The following is a 20,069-nucleotide window of genomic DNA, read 5'->3' on the forward strand; positions in this document are numbered from 1 at the left end:
AATAACTACTGCTTCACAGCCTTAGTAGTATGCCGCTGTCCGCCATGATATATATCAATGATATATACCCCTGCCGGCAAAGTCGACAAATTAGTCAACTGCAATGTGTTGTCGCCCTTCACTACATTTCCTTTCTCTTCTTTTATCATATATCCGTTGAAGTTATACAGGCGTATCAACACCGGCGTAGTTACGCCGGATTTGTAATTCACGTTGATATGATCCGTAAATGGACTGGTAGCACTGAACCGCGAAGTAGTAGCCTGCTTTTTCTCCATCAATGCCGTACCGCCGGTTATTTTGATGGTGTAATCTTCTACCTCTCCCTGATAATTATCTACACCACAAGGTTTCATATCACTGCCATACCCCATTCTGACACGCATCAGGGTATTGCCGGTTTTCGCATTGGCCGGCACAGTGATCGTTTGAGAGTACGGACCACTACTACGTTTTACATATACTTTTTCGGTAGTATCGTTGAGTTGTTTATCGCCGTTCCAGTCGATCCATGCCGCCACTGAAATATCAGGCCAGTATTCGATATACAGGTTGACCTGTAACTGGTAGCTGCCTCCGGCGGCTACAGTAGCCGATTGAGCGGTAAAGTCCTTGTATCCGTTCCATCCGGAGCTGTTATCGAGGTTGGCGAAACGTACCCGCGTAATGGTGTTATAATTCAGTGCGGTGCTGGCGGTACAGTAATCGCTGACGTGCACACCGGAATCTGTTGCAGGTGGTGCGGAGGACATTTGCCCGGCTTTGATGCTACCGCCTGGCAACGTATTATATGCATAGTCCATCAGCGTATAGCTGGTACCGTTAGTATTTACTTTGAACCGGAACCAGCCATAGAATGTTTCTCCGCCGGTAGTAAATGTAAAGCCGGCATAACCTGTTTGTCCTTTCCAGGCAGTATAGGTAGCGGTAGTGAGGTTGTGTTCATCGGGGTAAGCGCCACCGGCCACAAAATGAGACGTGTCGCTGATCACCGTATTGGCGGGTATCAGGGCAATGTTTTTAGTGGCCCCTGCACAAACCATTGGCTTGCTGTAGGTTTCGAACCGTAACCTGCCGCTGTCCGCCCACAGGCCGTAGGCCGCATCGGCGATATTATCCACCAGGAAATAATACCAGTTGTTGGTAGTATTGATGGTATATACTGTATCATTCACGTCCACGTATTTAATTTTATATGGATCGCGGAAGTTGATCTGTAGTTGTTTCTGGCTGCTGTCGGCTGCCTGTTGGGTGCTGAAGGCCGCCGGCAGGATATTAATAGTTGCTGCGCTGCTATTGGCGGCCGCATTGCTGCTGGCATTGCCAATAAACTTCAGACTGGCGGTGGTACTGTTTAATGCTTTCAATTGTACACTCAATCCTGCCGGCAGGTTGCTTACAGTGTAGTGTACGTTGTTGGTAAAGTTGCCGGAACTGATAGCAAAGGTATTGCCGAGGATACTTATTTCAGCGGTGTCGGTAATACTGCCGTCGTTGGCAAAAGCCTCCCTGAACTGGGTTTTAGACCAGGACAATGTCCTGCTGCCTGCATCGCCGGCGCGGATACCTGCATTGGGGGCCTGGTTCCAGGCGTAGTCTTTGATGGTGTAGCTGCTGCCATCTGCGGCAACGCTGATCCGGATCCACCCGTACCTTGCTTTACCATTCAAGGTGAATTTAACGCCAATATAAGCCGTTTTACCGCCCCATTTGGTGTAGGCTGTACTGTAGATGTCATGTTCGTTTGGATAGGCGCCTCCTGCCACAAAAGAAGACGTGTCTGCAATCATGGTATTCACAGGCAGCGGCGAAATGTTCCGCGACGTACCTTCACACACTACTGATTTCTGATAGGCCTCGAGGCGAAGCTTGCCGCCATCGAACCAGCCGCCGAAGTTCGCATCTCCCGTATTAAAACTAAACCAGGTCCAGTTGCTGGTACTATTGACCAGGATATCCGGGATATCGTTATAAACGATTTTGTAGGGATCCAGGAAATGAATACCCAGGCTAATATACGGGCGGTATAAGGTAGCAGCGCCGCCCTGGATGGCTGCATTCAGGAAAGTAATTTTAATACTGTCGGTGCTGTTGCTGGCATTATGTTGCGTGGCCTGACCGCTGAAAGATAATACCGCCGTAGTATTGTTAATGACCTGTATGGCCACTGATAAGCCGGCGGGTACATTTTGTACGGTAAAATGCGTGCCCTGGGTCATGCTGCCACTGCTGAAAGCAAACTGACCGCTGCCCATCATTTTTAGTGTATCCGTTAACGGTACCGATCCATTGTTAACATCGCTCTCATTAAACAGGGTGAAGCCCGGTACTATTCTCCTGATGGAATCAGGCAGCAAGGTAGCAGCAAGATTAGCAGCCGACCATAAATTGTTGCGCTGCGCCACCGTATTGGTAAGTGCGGCCAGCATACGGTCGCTCTGCCCTACGGTAAACATCTTGGTGCAGGAAGAGTAGTCCATGTAATTCTCCACGTTGGCCACGGGACCACAGGAATTGGCATTGACGTTACAGCCGCCATAGTTGGACAAAGTAGGCGGCGTATCGTCTACTTCATCGCCGGGGGCATTACAACCATTTTCGAAAGTATGCTGTAAGTTGAGGAAGTGACCTACTTCGTGTGTAAGTACTCTTTTCATATAGGCGTAACCGTTTTCCGAGCTGCCTACTCCCGGTGCGCCGAGATAGCGCCAGTTGTATACCACGCCATCCAGGTGGTTGGCAGCCACCCAGTCATCTGGCAGATAGGTCCAGCCGGAATTGTTGTATACACCTTTCTGCTCTACTTCATTCACGATCCAGATGTTCAGGTATTTTTCACCGGGCCAGTAAGAGATGCTTTTCACCGCACTTCCGGTACCATCAGGGGAACGGCCATCGAGGTCGTTGTAGTGATAGGTGACACCTGTAGTAGGATTGCCCTGCGGATCGATATCTGCCAATCGAAACGTGATGTGCAGATTGGCGGCCAGGCCAATGAAACGGGAATCAATCTGGCTGTAGTCAGGATTCTGCAGGTTATAGTCCTGGTTCAGTATATCAATGGCGGAACGGATTTGCGCCATCGTTACCTTATAAGGATTCACGGCGTCATTGACGTGGAACACTACAGGTATTGTGTATTGTGTAGGCACCAGTGCGGCCTGTCTTGCAGAGCGGAGCTGCGCTGCTATGCTTTTAATCCTGTTTTCCTGGGCCCGTGCGGCCTGCAGGGAAGCGGGATGTTTCTTATACAGCTCCTGCATAGCCCTGGAAGATGAGCAGTGGTCGGGCAACGGAGCCGGGGTATTTCGTTGTTGTGAGATGGCGCTCCCGCTGATGGCCAGGCATAGCAATCCCACTATTATCTGTCGTGATAATGGTAACATATAAAAGGTTTAAAGTATGGACATTAGAATAACAGGCGATAGCGCGCTGCTATCTGCAAAAAATCAAAAACGTGAAACAGACCAACAGGCCTGCGATACGGGTTATAAGGGCATAAAGTCTACTTCATAAGATTATTATTTGAGTGATAAATCATCTGGTAGAATTGGAGATACTTATTGACCTGCAGGGTTTAGAAATTCAATTCAGTTGATTCAATATTGTTTTGGTTGCTTGGTTACTTGGTTGAAAATACAGGAATGGCTTATAAAGCCCTCATAAACGGGACTGCTGACACATTTTGCTGTTGCAATTGTCTCGACTCGATCTTGTATTACGAATTTAGTGGAATAACAGGTAGGGATATATGCTGAAATTAATCCGTTTTTTGCCAATATTAACCGTAATGAAAAATTACGAATTACGAATTACGGATTTGTGGGTAGATACAAGCGAAGGTAGTCTTCGTGTTTACCATCTACCCACAAATACGTAATTCGTAATTCGTAATTCGTAATTCGTATTTTTTTATTACTCCGACCGCAGTGACTTCACCGGATTCAGCATAGCAGCCCTGATAGACTGATAGCTGACAGTCAGCAATGTAATGAGCAATGCGCCTATACAGGTAAGTATAATAATCCAGGCAGAGATACCTGTGCGGTATTCAAAATGCTGCAGCCATTTATGCATGCAATAGTAAGCGACCGGTACCGCCAGTACAAGAGAGATGAATACCAGCAACACGAATTCTTTTGACATCAGTCCCCACAGGTTAACAATAGAGGCGCCCAATACTTTGCGTACACCAATTTCTTTCACCCGCTGCTCTGCCATAAAAGAAGCCATACCAAAGAGCCCCAGGCAACTGATAAAAATGGCCAGTATGGCGAAAAAGCTGGATAGCTTACCGACACGTCGTTCTGAGTTAAATTTTGCAGCGTAGGCATCATCTACAAAATTGTAGAGGAAGGGAACACCGGGATTATATTTTTTAAAGACAGCCTCCATCTGCGTGATGGCGGCCTGTACGCTTTTATCCGGGCTGATCCTGGCATTGATGGTGAAACCGTCATCCGAATTAAGAGAAAACACGGTGCGGAATACGGGGCTGTAAGGAGATCCCATCACCATATCTTTCACCACACCAATAACGTGGAATGGCTTCTTATCCACGTTGACAATTTCCCCCACAGGATTTTTCAGTCCCATAAATTTCACGGCAGCCTCGTTGAGAATAATGGCAGAAGAATCTGTAGGAAAATCTTTTGAAAAGTCCCGCCCTTCAATCACTTCCCACTGAATAGTTTTTCCGAATTCAGGAGATACACGCACTGCACCGAAATTACCCTGTGTGCCTGGCATCATTCCTTTCCAGGTATAACCATTGTTAATGGCGCGCAGGTCCATAGTACCACCGGTTGAGCGGGCCATATCCGCTACTACACCGGTGTTTATCAATTCATCGCGGATCAGGTTAAAATCCTTCGCTAATTTTTCGGTGGTTACCGGAATAGCAAGGAGTCCTTCCCTGTTATAGGAAACAGGCCTGTTTTGCGCATACCGGATCTGGCGGAATACCACCACGGTGCCTATAATCAGGATAACTGAAACGGTAAATTGCATTACCACCAATGCTTTGCGGGGAATAGCAGCATAACGTCCGGCACGGAAAGTACCCTTCAGTACTTTAATAGGTTCAAAGGAAGAAAGGTATAATGCCGGGTAGCTACCGGCAATTAACCCTGTTATCAGCGTGAAGCCCAGGCCTATCAGCCAGAATAAAGGATCGGCTACCGGCAGACTCACTTGTTTATCTGCCACCGTATTAAATGCCGGCAATGCAAACTGCACCAGTAATAAAGCCAACATAAAACTAATCAGGGTCACCATCAGCGACTCACTGAAAAACTGCATGATCAATTGCCCACGAACAGAACCTATAGCTTTCCGTATTCCTACTTCCCTGGCGCGCTTTTCAGAGCGGGCGGTACTCAGGTTCATGAAATTAATGCAAGCCAACAGCAACACAAAGATGCCGATGATAGCAAACAGCCATATAAACTGGATTCCACCACCTATATTCTTACCATTTTTCCAGTCGGCATACAAATGCCATTTGCTCATTGGATGCAGAAATACTTCCGGTTTAAACGCGGCATCTTCTGCACGCACCTTACGAAGCTTTACATCTTTTATTTTGGCGGATACTTTTTCCAGATCGGCATTATCTGCCAGCTGCGCATAGGTTTGCGTGAAATTGGATCGCCACGGATTCTCCATCTCCCGGATCCATGGCTCACTGCTCACATATAGTTCCCAGGGAGCCATGAATCCAAGTTCCCGGAAAGAAGAATTGTAGGGCAGGTCTTCATATACACCGGTCACCTTCACATCCATCCGGTTATCTATTTTCACCAACTGATCCATCGGGTCCGCGGTGCCAAACAATGCTTTTGCTGTACTGGCCGACAACAGAATGGAAGCCGGATCTTTTAAACCCGCACGTGTGCCCTTCAGCATTTTAAGCATTAACATCTCCGGGAAATCCGGTTCAAAGAAATTACCCGTGCCAGACACCGCCTGCGTGCTGTTATGGACCAGTACATGTTTTTCTGTCCAGGATGCCATCACCACATACTTAAAGTCGCTGCCGTATTTATCCCGTATTTCATCACCCAATAAATAAGGATTGGCGGTTTGAGTTCCCACCACGCCATTAAAAGTCTGATGCTGCATCACCTGCACAATACGATCGTAATTGGCATGATGCTTATCATAGGTCAGTTCATCGCGCAACCATAAGCCAATCAATAAAGCTACCGCCATACCGGTAGATAACCCTACAATATTGATAATAGAGAAGGTCCTGTTCTTCAGGAGATTTCTCCAGGCAACCTTAGCATTACTTTTTAACATGAAGAGGCAATTTTCCGAAGGATGACAAAAACGTTGCCATAGGCACAACTCCCACAGCACAACGGGTTTACACATTTATTATCGCTTCCGGACGTCCGGATTTGAACACCAGGCGTTTGAAAATGAACGGGGAAGTTACAGGATTTTATCTACATAAGGGAAGGGCTGGCGAGGGCCAGCCCTTGGTTTTTGGGGAACGGGGAAATGGATCAGCAGCTGATCTTCTGCTGAATATCCTTTACGGATTAAAGGAACGGGAATGATGTAACTGACTGGAACGCGTCCTTGTATTACATTTGATTAGTTGGCGGCAGCCGGTTTCGAAGCAGTTATGATGTATTCATCGGTTACAACGCCCTGCATAGTAATCCCGAAATCCTGCTGTCCCTGGTCTTCCAGTCTCAGTACATATTGCCCACTATTCTGAGAAAGCTTCATGGCAGTACTATTATTGAATTTTAATGTCAGATTTACATACATGGTGACTTTATCATGTCCGTTGGGATATTTTGTACCGGTCACCGTCAAATTACTTAGTGCCTTTTTGGTGAGTTCCTTTGGATCTACGCCTGGTAATAATGTTAGTGGTGCTGTCTGTGAGGCGTTACCTTCAAGTGGCCAGTTATTACTTTCGTTGAAATAAGCAAATACTTCCTTCCCGTTGGCGTTACGAAACAAAAAATGCATATGGGTATCAGCATCTTTTCCATCCATCCAGGCTGCTGTGGTGAGCTCAATTTCGCCGCTGACGAGTGTGGTCAAGCGTGGCGCCGGAAATATTTTCTTAGATGCAGTTAACTGTCTACCGGACAAACTACGCCCTTTAAGTTCCAGTAACAACGTATCAACTACTTTAATTGTTTTCTCACCCTTAGCCGGTACTATTTCACCATTCAGGGTAACAATATCTGAAGAAATTATTTCCCATTTTACAGTTACGGAATCGCCTACATATACCTCCTGTTGATCACTGTAGAAATACACAAGCCCTAATGGTGGCGGAGATTTCAACTGCGCATTCTTTGATTGGGCAGTGGTCTCAAAAATGATGTTCAGGCTTTTTCCGGCGATACGTTTCAGCATCACACTTTTGCCACCACTTCCAATGCGTATACCTTTTTTAAATGGATTAGCAGATGGGCGTAGCACCTTTCCTCCATCAATGCTCATATTAGAAAACCTGGTACTGGCATCATCTCCAATACCATCGAATGACGCTGTCAGAATAGCCAGGTTTGGACCCGCATCCTGCAGCAATAATTGCAGCCCTTTATCCTGTACTCTTGCCTGTAAATACTTACAACGATACCAATTATTGGTAAGACTGGTATCTGCATAAGAACTGATAATAGTAAAAGCTAACTGCTTCGACTGAATATCTGTAATTTGCCGGTTATATAAACTCCTCCACTCCTGGTATTTTTGCTGGTCGAAATTACCTGACCCGCCAACGGGAATACCGATATCTGTGAGCAATTGTACACTTAGCCCGGCATCGGTAACGTCTTGTGCCGACTGGAAATTACTCTGATAAATAAAGTCGAAAAATGCCCGTCGATAGTTTTCATTGTACTTGATAAAACTGGTTCTGAAGACGCCATTACGCAGAATGGCTTCACAGGGATCATCCGATGTTTGTTTCATTGGAATGACCGCTTTCTTTAATGGCTTCCGAGGTCCATGGCCGAAGGCCATTATGCGACAACTGAAAGCAAGCATCAACAAAACAATAAGGGGAAAAACAATATTTTTCATGGCATTAAAATTTATTATTACAAATAAGAAGATACCAGATGCTATGGTCTCAAAATAATCCCGGTAATATAATTAGGCTTATTTCCTTGTATAAAAGTAGCGTCTGCAAAGAATCCTATCTGACTACTGATAGGTAGTATCACAGTAACGTCCAGTGAAACAAGACTGCCTTTCTTTTCTTTAAATACAAGATTGTAACGGTTCTTATCCATCAATGCAAGAGAAGCTTCTGCAGATATATTTATCTTACCCCCTTTAACCAGCTCTAATCCTTCAAATTCAGCACCTACGCTATTCCTAAACTGAGAGATATTAACGGTGGCGCTATCTGCACCTACGTTCTTATAGGTATTCAACCGGTATGCCGGCAAATAATAAAACCGGATAGCCCACTTTTCACCGCCATCATCTTTTTCCTTATGCCATGGGGTATAAGTGCCGGCCATACCAATGGATAGCCCTGTTAGTGTCAATGCCAGGTCAGTAATACCCTTCTTTCCTTCATCAGCATTAAGCCTGGTAACAAAATTGCCGAAGTTACCAACAACTGCTACATGCCATTTTTCAGGAAGTTGCTTCAGCGCATTCAATGTGATTTTTGCTGACCCGAAATATTCCTCCCCTGCATCACCATCAAGGTTATACCCTATTTTGGCGCCCGTCCATGTGCTTCTTGGCGATATGGCAGAAACAACACGCTCATGCAACTCCTGGTCATCCTTCATTTTGATAACCAATGGGGCCAGATTTTCCTTATCAACTACATAGGAAACAGATTTGTATCCGACATAGTTAAAACTAATGCGATCCCCATGCTGTACCTCCAGCTTAAACGACCCATCCCTTGGAGTCATTATACTCCTTTTGGCCGTCTTTACAGTTACTCCTTCCAATGGCTCTCCTGCTGCGTTTTTCACGATACCCTTTAGTGTATCTTGTCCCATACACCAGGTAGTAAATAAGAATTGTATTATTAGTAATAGGCTATACTTTTTCATAAAAAGGATTTTAGGGGTTAGGATTTTATGATGTAAAAATATTCCCATCTATCACCTTGGGCAATGGGAAAAGCAAGGATTATCCGGAGGGTATTTTTCCCGTATTTGAGCGGATTTTCCCCGTTATCAGCAATGGCTATTGCTAATCCTATCCGTTTGATTTAACTTGGATATTATTCTTTAACCTCTCAAAAAAACACACCATGACCCCTAAATGCTTACAACTATGTGTTGCTGGTTTACTATTCTTACAGCTATTTGCATGCAAACCCTGTCCACAGGAATTAACAGATGCAGATAAAGTTTTGCTGGAGGAAGAACGGTTCCTTAATAGCTTCCTGGACGATAACACCAAGATTACCGGATACTCGGTAGACAGTATCGAAGCAGGCGAATGCTTTACCGCCTATACTACCGCGATGCAACTACACAATATTACAGACACGCCACTACTCCGGAAAGCCGTTACAGTAGATGGGCGAAGAATTACCCAAACAGAAATTTTCAGTTACAATGAAGTAAAAAAATTCCTGAAGAAAGAGGCGAAAAAATATGAGAACCGCGGCTTTAAAAAAATGTCAGTTAAAATACAGTTTGGCGTTTACACCCAAAAATATTTTGATTATGTCATCAGGACTTTGAAGAGAAATAGGGTCGATCAAGTCGTTATCAATCAGGCAAATGACAACAGCCGGATAGGACGTGTTGGTATATTTGTGGTTACTGAGCCGAGAGGAGATCAGGCACTCCTCAAGCCAGAAGACAATAATAAAATGGTTGGCGACAAAACTCAGGTTTTCGATTTCGGCGCTTTACAACCCTGATCCCATGCAACTGGAATGGTTCCAATATTTTCAGATCGCCAGCCTGCTGACAGCTATCATTTGCTGGCGTGGGCTGGCACGCTTTTCCCTGCTCGCATTTATTCCTATACTTATCATCACCAACATTACGGAAACACTAGGTGCCAATATCCGGTCACTAGGTTTAGCCAATAGTTATAATATCTACAATATTTATATCTTACTGGTGACTCCTTTTTACTTGTATGTGTATAGGAAGATGTTATTGATGGGAAAAAACGAAAAAAAAGTTTTTATCATCATTGCGGGTTTATGCATGTGTTTTCTGCTGCTTAACTTTTTGTTCATGCAAGGGCCCCAACAGTTCGATTCTTATTCTGCCATGCTGATTGAATTGCTGAACATCGTGTTTTGCAGCCTTATCCTGCTACGATTGTTAATGGTAGAAAACGAGGAAACTATTTTATATGGCACGCCCTATTACTGGATATCCGCCTCTACCCTGTTATTTAGCATCGTGGCACTGGTGGCATTGGGGTTACAGCCCTATATTATCCGGGAAGGCATTACACTCTGGCAGCGAAGCCTCTACCGCGCACTGTTGCCGGTAGCAAATGCTTTTCTGTATTCAGGTTACATTTATTCGTTTATATTATGCAGCAAAGCAAAGAAGAAGTAATTGTCACCATTATTGCCATCATTGGCGTACTCCTTTTCCTGGGAATCCTCTTCCTGGTGATGCTGCTTTATTATAACAACAAGAAAATGCAAATGACACAGGCTACCTTGCAGATGAAAAACGATTTTGACCAACAACTACTACGCTCGCGACTGGAAATACAGGACGAAATTTTCAACACCATCAGCCAGGAAATACATGACAATGTAGGACAAACATTGAGTCTTGCTAAAATACAGGTCAGTATTATAGATCAACAGAAAATACCTGATAAAAAAATGCTGCAGGAAGTGAAAGATAGCATCGGCAGAGCCATGACGGATCTCCGCGATATCGCCAAAAGCCTGAGTGGCGAACGCATTCAGCTATTAGGGCTATCCGACTGTGTAGCGGAAGAATTGGAACGCCTGAAAAAAACCGGCACCATCAATACCTCTTTAACCATCATCGACAGCGACCAAAAACCAGGATACCAACAAAAACTCATCCTATTCCGCGTATTACAGGAACTTATTCAGAATATCCTTAAACATGCTAATGCCTCAGAAGTAACGGTACAAATTGATTACAATGACCCTTTAAAAATCGTTATTCAGGATAATGGCATCGGCTTCGATGTTCCAACTATCCAGGAGGGAAAACAAGGACTAGGACTTCAGCATATCAAAAAACGCGTTGCCTTATTAAATGGCAGCATCCAGATAAACAGCATCATTAACAACGGTACCCACATCACTTTAATTATACCATATGCCTGATAAAAAAACAATCGTCATCGTCGATGATCACACTATGTTCCGCAGGGGATTAAAAGCACTCATCGACTTCTTTGAAGATTATACCGTACTCTTTGACGCCGCCAATGGGCGCGATTTTATCCGTCAACTGAAGCCCGATTCGCCTCCCGATATTGTATTACTCGATATCACCATGCCCGAAATGGACGGATATGAAACCGCCGCCTGGTTGCAAAACCATCATCCTGACATTGCAGTGCTTGCCCTTAGCACGATGGATTCCGAAACGGCTATCATTCGTATGATCCGGCAGGGTGTCAAAGGGTATATCCTCAAAGATGCCGATCCCCTGGAATTGAAATTCGCATTCAACGAAGTATTGACCCAAGGCTATTTCTTCAATGACCTCGTTACACGCAAAGTAATGCGTTCCATCAATCAACTGGTGCAGGAAAACGATAAAGCTTCCCAGCAGAAAATCACTGACCGGGAAAAAACATTCCTGAAACTGGCTTGCAGTGAGAAAAGCTATAACGACATTGCCAAAGAAATGTTTCTCAGCGAACGCACCATAGATGGCTATCGCGAAGCCTTGTTTAAAAAATTTGGTGTCAGCACCCGTGTGGGATTAGTTATTTACGCTATTAAAAACCAGTTGGTACAGTTGTAGGATCACCGCTTTCTCAATCCTTCGGCTCCCACAACTCAATTTTATTTCCTTCTACATCCAGGATATGTACAAACTTTCCATATTCCGAATCATCGATCTTATCTAAAATCGTCACCCCTTCTTTCTTTAATTCTTCTACCAGCGTCACCAGGTTCTCTACCCGGTAGTTAATCATAAAGTCCTTTTCGAAGTAATTGCTTTTGTCCGGGAAAGCGCTCCATAACGTGTATCCATGTTTGGTACTATCCGCTTCCTGGCGCCATTCGAATTTTGTGCCGTATGGATCTGCGCCAAAGCCCAAATGCGTATGATACCATTGCTTCATTTTTTCAGGGTCTTTACATTTGAAGAAAATACCCCCAATACCGGTTACCCGTTTCATGTACTTTTGTTTAGTGGTGTGATTAAAAAAAGAATTGACGGCAAAGCCGGCAGTGAATGACAGGACCAATGCCAGCATTAATAAAGCGGTTCTTTTCATCCTTTATCAATTTAAAGATTTAATAGCAACTTTACAGGTACCATCTTCTTACAAGATAAAAACAAAACACATTACATTTTTAAATATAAAATTTGTGTGTACCTTATGCTCCAGCAAACTCCAGGAACAGTACACATGAAAAGAATTTTTTGTTTTATTGCTCTCCTCTTTTTCGTTATTACGAAAGATACCATAGCCCAGCACCTGACAACAGACGCACTACGCCAGGATCTGAAGTACTACAAAGATACCTTGCCAGCGAAACATGTTAAACTTTACAACAAAATCACCAAGGCGCAATTTGATGATAGAATAGCGACAATTGCTGCCAAACTGGATACGCTGACGGAAGAAGGATTTATGATTGAACTATTCAGGCTAAACGCCGCCATCGGAGATGAGCACACCAGGATAGAACCTAAATTCACGCTGTCTTTACCTATTAAATTCGAAATATTTAAAGAGGGCATCTTTGTTACCGGTATTCTTCCGGAAGACTCGTCTTATCTCTCCTGTAAACTAGTGGCCATTAATGGCTGGTCAGTGGATGCCGTAAATCGTAAATTCAAAGAAGTGATCAAAACCGACAACCAATCCTACTTCGAAATTTACCGGCAAAAGTTCTTTAACAATCCCGTTTTCCTGAAGGGCCTGGGTATTCTGCCATCAGATCAGCGCGCCACCTTTACCTTACAAAATGCCCGCCAGGAAACGTTTGATGTAACATTGCCGTCCGCGCCAAAAGGTAGCACAAAATTGGCGACGGTCAACCAATACCAGACCCTGTTGCCCTATAAAAAAGGAAATAAAAAATATTGGTATGACTATGATACGGCGACTAAAACGCTTTACTTCAACTATGCCACTTGTGCGGAAGATCCGCAGGAACCCTTTCCCGACTTCAATACCGGCCTGTTTGCTACCATTAACAACGTTCACCCGGATAAAATCATCGTTGACCTGCGCTTCAATGACGGCGGTAACTCCGGCGTATTGTCGCCTTTTCTCGATAGTATCGGGCAGAGTTATCTGAATAAAAAAGGGCACCTGTTTGTGCTGATCGGGAAACTCACTTTCTCCTCTGCAGTGATGAATGCCGTGTACCTGAAACGGAATACCCATGCAATTTTAATTGGGCAAATGACCAGTGGCAATATCAATTGTTATGGAGAAAACCGGGGCTTCCGGCTACCCAATACCCAAATGATCATTGGCTATTCCACCCGGTACTGGGAAGTGTGGAAAGGCAAGAAAGGAGCGCTGCAACCCGATTACCCGGTCTCCTATTCAGCCAAAAACTTTTTTAACAACCGGGATGAGGCCCTGGAATATGTATACGAACATTAGCAGGCAGGAATAATATAACATCTTACCAAAATTATGTAACACTTCATCCGGAAATTGGTGTTTTCTTTGTCTATATGAAAAAGCTCCTCGCACTCATCCTGGCTGTCTTATACGTGAGCACCTCTACCGGCGCCACTTTCCACATGCACTACTGCATGGGGAAGCTGATAGATGCAGGATGGAGAGATAGCGAGGTAAAAAAATGCAGCCAATGCACCAGGCCGGCGTTGAACAAATGCAGCAAAAAATGCTGCAAAGATGAACACAAAACGGTGAAGCTGGAGAAAGACCAGAAGCTGGCTGAAAACACCGTGCATGCCATGCAAGGGATAGCCGTCATTACGCCGGTATCCTTTATGGATGCGGCGCCCGCATATATCCTTTCCCTTACTACCCTGCACCCGGTTACCCATGCGCCGCCACGAAGCAGCAAAGTTCCTGTGCACGTAATGAATTGTACCTATCGTATCTGAGTACCCTCCCCCGGTGTATATATTCCCTGGCTATCATACCGTAGCACGCTTACACCGGTAATACCCCTACATTCTTTAGAAAATCACACCTCATGACACCGTGTCAATGCTGTACAAATGGCGCCACGGGCCCTGTCATGCCGCTACCAAAAGTTACTGCCTATTCCGGCACCTGAGAAAAGAACAGTTATGGTACATCGTATTATTGAATGGTCATTGCGCAACCGGTTTATTGTACTGGTAATGGCCGCCGCTTTATTTGCCTGGGGCGTATTTGCGGTGAAAAAGAATCCTATAGACGCCATCCCGGATTTATCCGAAAACCAGGTCATCGTATTCACCGAATGGATGGGTCGCGGCCCCCAGCTCATCGAAGACCAGATCACCTATCCGCTGGTGACCAATTTACAGGGATTGCCCAAAATCAAATATGTACGCGGCAGCTCTATGTTTGGGATGAGCTTCATTTACATCATCTTCAACGACAACGTGGATATTTACTGGGCCAGGGAAAGAGTACTGGAAAGACTCAGCACCATTTCCCGTACCCTGCCCACCGGCGTTACCCCGCAGTTGGGACCAGACGGCACCGGCGTAGGACACGTACTCTGGTATACCCTCGATGCCCCCGGCATGGACCTGGGTGAGCAACGCGCCCTGCAGGACTGGTACGTAAAATTTGCACTGCAAAATGTGGAAGGCGTCAGCGAAATCGCTTCCTTCGGCGGCTTCCAGAAACAATACCAGATCACCGTAGATCCCAACAAACTCCTCTACTACCGGCTCTCTGTAGCGGAAGTGATCAACGCCATCCGCGCCAACAACAATGAATCCGGCGGACGGAAATTTGAACTGAGCGATATCGGCTATATCATCAAAACTTCCGGATACCTGAAGTCGATCGCCGAAATAGAAAACATCCCCGTGAAAACGCAGAACAGTATTCCTATCCGCGTAGCCGACGTAGCCGCCGTACAAATGACCGGCGAAACCCGCCTCGGCATATTTGATCAGAACGGCGAAGGAGAACGTGTAGGCGGTATCGTAGTAATGAGATATGGAGAAAATGCCGCTGCGGTGATAGACAAAGTAAAAGCGAAGATGCTGGAAGTAGCCAAAGGCTTTCCCCAGGGCGTGAAATTCGATATCGTGTATGACCGGGGCGAGTTAATCCGCGAATCCGTAGACTCCATTAAACATACCCTGATCGAAGAAATGATCGTAGTATCCGTGGTAGTCATCATTTTCCTCTTCCACTGGCGCAGCGCGCTCAGCATCATTATACAGATTCCTATTACGCTGGCTGCCAGCTTTATCCTGCTGAATGCATTTGGTATCTCCTCCAATATTATGTCGCTCACCGGGATTGCACTGGCCATCGGGGTGATTGTAGACAATGGTATCATCATGAGTGAAAATGCCTACAAACACCTGTCGGAACGATATGCAATATGGGAGAAACAGCAAAAAAATAACGAGATATGAATTGGCTGAAAAATATTTTTAAGAAATCACCTGACTGGATCACGGAAGAAGAAAGGCTAAAAGTGATTGAGCAATCCAGCAAACAGGTATCCCGCGGCGTGTTCTTCGCTACCATCATTATCATTACTTCGTTTCTGCCGGTGTTTATGCTCACCGGGCAGGAAGGCAAGCTGTTTCACCCGCTCGCCTATACGAAAACCTTTATCATGATCATGGATGCTTTCCTGGTGATCACGCTGGCCCCTGTGCTGATCTCTTTCTTTATGAAAGGAAAATTCAGACCGGATCATGCCAACCCCGTAAACCGGGTACTGGAAAGGATATATGAACCTATCATTAAAGGTGTATTGAAATGGCGTAAAACAACAATTGCCATCAATATCATTGCACTCATCATTACTATTCCCCTGCTCAAAAGCCTGGGCAGTGAATTTATGCCACCACTGGATGAGCAAAGCATCCTGTTCATGCCGGTGACCTTACCGGATGTGTCTAATGCAGAAGCCAAGCGGATCTTACAGGTACAGGACAAAATCATTAAATCGGTACCCGAAGTGGATAAGGTGCTGGGGAAAGCCGGTCGCGCCAGCACGGCCACCGACAACTCTCCTATCAGCATGATTGAAACCATCATCATGCTGAAACCCAAAGCAAAATGGCGGGAAGGAAAAACCAAAAAAGATATCATCAACGAACTGGATGCGAAACTGCAGATTCCCGGTGTAGTGAATGGCTGGACACAGCCCATCATCAACCGTATCAACATGCTGGCTACGGGCATCCGTACAGACGTAGGCGTAAAAGTATACGGGCAAAACCTGGACACCATTGCATCAGTATCTGAACGGGTGAGAAAGGAACTGGAAGGGACACCAGGTATCGCAGACCTTTACGTAGAGCCGGTTACCGGTGGTAAATACCTGAGTATTGATGTACGGCGGCAGGATCTTGCCCGCTACGGGCTGAACGTAGATGATGTGAACCAAACCGTGGAAACGGCATTGGGGGGCGCTCCTATAGGCAACACCATTGAAGGAAGGCAACGCTTTTCTATCAGTGTACGCCTTGCACAGGATTATCGCAACAGCGTAGAGCATATCAGGCGTATTCCTATCATGTCTGCTGCTATGGGAGAAGTACCATTGTCGTCCGTAGCAGATGTACAATTTGAAGACGGCCCACCCATGATCACTTCCGACAATGCCATGCTGCGCGGCGCCGTGCTCTTCAATGTTCGGGGTAGAGACCTTGGTGGTACTGTGAGTGAAGCGATCAGCAAAATGAGCCAGGCTAAAGGCATTTTACCACAAGGTTACTACCTGGAATGGAGCGGTCAGTATGAAAACCTGATCCGTGGCCAGCAAACGCTGATGTGGATTGCACCGGTAGTACTCGTGATCATTTTCTTCTCGCTATACTTTGCGTTCCACTCCATCCGGGAAGCCTTCCTCAGCCTGATCACGGTGCCTTTTGCCCTCATCGGCGGCGCCTATATGATTTATTTCTGGGGCGTAAACCTTTCCGTAGCAGTGGCCGTAGGCTTCATCGCCTTGTTTGGCATTGCTGTGGAAACAGGTATCGTGATGGTGATTTACCTGAATGATGCCATGCAACAGTTAGTGAAAGAGAAAGGGAACAGTGTGGCAACACTGACCCGGGAAGACTTACGCAGAGCGGTTATATACGGTGCCGCCAAACGGTTACGGCCTAAACTGATGACAGTTTGCGTATCCCTCTTTGGCCTGGTGCCCGTATTATGGGCCACTGGTGTAGGTACAGATGTCATGAAGCCCATCGTATTACCGATGATTGGCGGTGTGTTGACGTCTTCCACACATATCCTGTTGGTAACACCGCTGATTTTTTTAATGACGAAAGAATATGAATTACGTAAGCACGGAAAACTGGAAATTCATGAGGTACACCATTAAATACTTATTCGTACTGCTATTGGCCCTGCCCTTTCAAGGCATGGCCCAGCAGGCACCGGTGCTGCCATTGGACAGCATCCTGCAGCGGGTAGACCGCAACAACATACTACTGCAATCTTACGCACTGAAAGCGGAAGGCTATAAATACAGCGCAGATGCCGCCACGGCCTGGATGGCTCCAATGGTGGGTGTGGGCACTTTCATGACGCCCTATCCCGGGCAAATGATCATGGAAGGTAGAGATAAAGGTAACCTGATGCTGCAACTGGAACAGGACATTCCGAATCCTGCCAAGCTCGCCGCCAAAAAGAAATACATCGCTTCACAGGGTAACATAGAAAAAGCCACCCGCGATGTTACGCTGAATGACCTGAAAGCACAGGCTAAGCGGCTCTATTTCAACTGGCTCGTCGCTAAACAGCGTATAGCGGTGCTAAGAGAAAATGAAAAGATCATGGTGACCATGAAGAAGATTGAAGAAGTGCGTTTCCCTTATAACCAGTCGCAGTTAAGTGGCGTATTCAAAGCCACTGCGAAGATCGAAGATAACCACAACATGATCCGCATGCAGGAAGGTACTATTGCCAAGGCCATGTCCTGGCTCAACAGCCTGATGAATGCGCCCGGCAACCAGGCATTCGATATCGATACCACTTACCAACCATCATTTGAAATGGCTGCTTCTTATGATACCGCGGCTTTGGCCACTGTCAGGAAAGATGTGATCAAAATGAATGAGGGTATCCACTCCATGCAATTGAATATAGAAAGTATGAAACGGGAGAAGAAGCCCGACTTCAGGTTTCGGTTCGATCACATGTATCCCCTGGACGCTTCCATGCCAAAGGCTTTCAGCGCCATGGGTATGATCAGCATTCCTATTGTGCCCTGGTCTTCCAAAATGTATAAATCGGAAATCAAAGCCATGCAATACAATATACAGGCTATGGAGAAAGAGAAATCCGCTATGCTGCAGGAAACGCAGGGTATGTTGTACGGCATGCAATACGAAATACAATCTATGGAAAAACGCATTAAGGCCATGGAAGAAAAAATTATCCCTGCCCTGCATCAAACGCTGGACGCCAACTTCCTGAACTACCAGGAAAATAAGCTGGCCCTTTCCAATGTGATAGATTCGTGGGAAGCACTAACCATGATGCAGTCCAACGTACTGGATGAAAAATTGAAACTCTACGAAATGATAGTGGATTATGAGAAACAATTATATCGTTAAAATATTGCTCCTGTTGGGGCTTGCGGCCTGTCATCCTAAAGCGGAGCACCCGGCTCATGCCGATGCACACCGTGAACCGGCGATGGACAGCAACGTGGCCAGTCTTACCCTGCCCGTCAATACCCGGGTGGTGGCCAGTATTCCGGCTATCCGTCCTGAAAGTGGCACCCGTATTTATGCGTCCACCGTAAACGGTATCGTTACCTACGACACCCGTAATCAAACCAGTGTAGCCAGCAGGGTAGCCGGCCGGATAGAACGGTTGCTGATTAAATATAATTATCAGCCGGTGAGAAAAGGACAACTGATTATGGAAGTATATTCCCCGGACCTGGCCGCGGCACAACGGGAACTACTATACGTAGCCCGCAGTGGAACAGAGATGCTGACCGCCGCCAAACAACGGCTACAACTATTGGGAATGCAGCCGGCGCAAATTGAACAGGTATTAAAGACCGGGAATATCCTATATCGCGTACCTGTGTATAGTAACAGTGACGGCTATATCCTGGAAAAATCCGCCGCCGGTCCGGCGCCTGCTGCCACGCCTGCTGCCGCTCCTGCAGGAGACGGCATGGGCGCCATGAGTGGTGGTAGTACAGCCGCGTCCACACCTACCCCCGCTGCAGTTGCCAGTACACCCATACTGCTGCGTGAAGGACAGTACGTGAGCGCAGGGCAATCACTTTTCACTATTTACCAGGCGCAAACACTGGTAGCAGAACTGGCTTTCCCCTCCCAACTGGCCGCCAGCATTAAAACAGGACAGAAGATACTGTTCTTCCCCAACAGCGATGAAAACGCGATGCAAGCCGGTACCATCGGTTTAATTGAACCCGTTTTTAAAGATGGCGTCAACTTCACCCGCGCCCGCGTTTACCTAAAAGATCATGGCTTACCCGTGGGGCAACTGCTCACAGCGAATGTACCAATTGTATATACCTTCGGCTGGTGGCTACCTAAAAAAGCCGTGTGGCGCCTGGGTAACAGGGCCGTCGTGTTCAGACAAACGAAAGACGCGTATGTACCGGTGCTGATTGAAACCGGCATAGTAACAACAGATATGATACAGGTAACCACCAACATCAGCGACTGGCTGGTGGCATCAAATGCGTATTACCTGGTAGATAGTGAGAGCTTTATTAAAACTAACTCCTCAATGCAATAGCG

At 46.0% G+C, this 20,069-nt stretch carries 15 protein-coding genes; 10 read left to right on the forward strand and 5 right to left on the reverse strand.

Going from position 1 to position 20,069, the window contains the following annotated elements:
• Positions 1-5 precede the first annotated feature (5 nt).
• From J7623_RS13070 to J7623_RS13085, 4 genes are all read right to left on the reverse strand, one after another.
• The gene (locus J7623_RS13070; RefSeq protein WP_291920746.1) at positions 6-3,386 is read right to left on the reverse strand and encodes a M43 family zinc metalloprotease; all 3,381 of its coding nucleotides are present in this window, start codon (positions 3,384-3,386) and stop codon (positions 6-8) included.
• Between the two features lie 529 nt (positions 3,387-3,915).
• Entirely contained in the window at positions 3,916-6,303 is a 2,388-nt protein-coding gene (locus J7623_RS13075; protein WP_291920747.1) for an ABC transporter permease, read from the reverse strand.
• Between the two features lie 300 nt (positions 6,304-6,603).
• Positions 6,604-7,947: a hypothetical protein gene (locus J7623_RS13080; protein ID WP_291920748.1), complete on the reverse strand. Its 1,344-nt coding sequence runs from the start codon at positions 7,945-7,947 to the stop codon at positions 6,604-6,606.
• A 152-nt stretch (positions 7,948-8,099) separates the two neighbouring features.
• Positions 8,100-9,056 carry a carboxypeptidase-like regulatory domain-containing protein gene (locus tag J7623_RS13085; protein ID WP_291920749.1) on the reverse strand — a complete coding sequence of 319 codons (957 nt, stop codon included), beginning with the start codon at positions 9,054-9,056 and terminating at the stop codon, positions 8,100-8,102.
• 203 nt (positions 9,057-9,259) lie between these two features.
• Here J7623_RS13085 and J7623_RS13090 point away from each other — a divergent pair, with 203 nt between their 5' ends.
• From J7623_RS13090 to J7623_RS13105, 4 genes are read left to right on the forward strand one after another with little or no spacing between them, the layout of a single operon-like run.
• Entirely contained in the window at positions 9,260-9,880 is a 621-nt protein-coding gene (locus tag J7623_RS13090; protein WP_291920750.1) for a hypothetical protein, read from the forward strand.
• A gap of 4 nt (positions 9,881-9,884) precedes the next feature.
• The gene (locus tag J7623_RS13095) at positions 9,885-10,538 is read left to right on the forward strand and encodes a hypothetical protein (RefSeq protein WP_291920751.1); all 654 of its coding nucleotides are present in this window, start codon (positions 9,885-9,887) and stop codon (positions 10,536-10,538) included.
• Entirely contained in the window at positions 10,514-11,296 is a 783-nt protein-coding gene (locus J7623_RS13100) for an ATP-binding protein (protein ID WP_291920752.1), read from the forward strand. The genes J7623_RS13095 and J7623_RS13100 overlap by 25 nt, the downstream gene beginning before the upstream one ends.
• Positions 11,289-11,945 (forward strand): response regulator transcription factor, encoded by a 657-nt coding sequence (locus J7623_RS13105; protein ID WP_291920753.1) that lies wholly within the window; start codon positions 11,289-11,291, stop codon positions 11,943-11,945. The genes J7623_RS13100 and J7623_RS13105 overlap by 8 nt, the downstream gene beginning before the upstream one ends.
• A gap of 13 nt (positions 11,946-11,958) precedes the next feature.
• On the opposite strand, the gene J7623_RS13110 is transcribed toward J7623_RS13105, so the two are convergent.
• Positions 11,959-12,426: a VOC family protein gene (locus tag J7623_RS13110; protein WP_291920754.1), complete on the reverse strand. Its 468-nt coding sequence runs from the start codon at positions 12,424-12,426 to the stop codon at positions 11,959-11,961.
• 135 nt (positions 12,427-12,561) lie between these two features.
• Between J7623_RS13110 and J7623_RS13115 the strand changes: the two genes are divergently transcribed.
• The 6 genes from J7623_RS13115 (at position 12,562) to J7623_RS13140 (ending at position 20,067) form a co-directional block, all read left to right on the forward strand.
• Positions 12,562-13,773 (forward strand): S41 family peptidase, encoded by a 1,212-nt coding sequence (locus J7623_RS13115; protein ID WP_291920755.1) that lies wholly within the window; start codon positions 12,562-12,564, stop codon positions 13,771-13,773.
• A 74-nt stretch (positions 13,774-13,847) separates the two neighbouring features.
• A complete protein-coding gene (locus J7623_RS13120; RefSeq protein WP_291920756.1) occupies positions 13,848-14,246 on the forward strand; it encodes a hypothetical protein in 399 nt (132 codons plus the stop codon).
• 189 nt (positions 14,247-14,435) lie between these two features.
• Positions 14,436-15,731 carry an efflux RND transporter permease subunit gene (locus J7623_RS13125; protein ID WP_291920757.1) on the forward strand — a complete coding sequence of 432 codons (1,296 nt, stop codon included), beginning with the start codon at positions 14,436-14,438 and terminating at the stop codon, positions 15,729-15,731.
• Entirely contained in the window at positions 15,728-17,662 is a 1,935-nt protein-coding gene (locus J7623_RS13130; protein ID WP_291920758.1) for an efflux RND transporter permease subunit, read from the forward strand. The genes J7623_RS13125 and J7623_RS13130 overlap by 4 nt, the downstream gene beginning before the upstream one ends.
• On the forward strand, positions 17,646-18,899 hold the full coding sequence (locus J7623_RS13135; RefSeq protein ID WP_291920759.1) for a TolC family protein: 1,254 nt from the start codon (positions 17,646-17,648) through the stop codon (positions 18,897-18,899). The genes J7623_RS13130 and J7623_RS13135 overlap by 17 nt, the downstream gene beginning before the upstream one ends.
• On the forward strand, positions 18,877-20,067 hold the full coding sequence (locus J7623_RS13140; RefSeq protein ID WP_291920760.1) for an efflux RND transporter periplasmic adaptor subunit: 1,191 nt from the start codon (positions 18,877-18,879) through the stop codon (positions 20,065-20,067). The genes J7623_RS13135 and J7623_RS13140 overlap by 23 nt, the downstream gene beginning before the upstream one ends.
• Positions 20,068-20,069 lie beyond the last annotated feature (2 nt).

The sequence above is a fragment of the Chitinophaga sp. genome (assembly GCF_017745275.1).
Taxonomy (GTDB): domain Bacteria; phylum Bacteroidota; class Bacteroidia; order Chitinophagales; family Chitinophagaceae; genus Chitinophaga.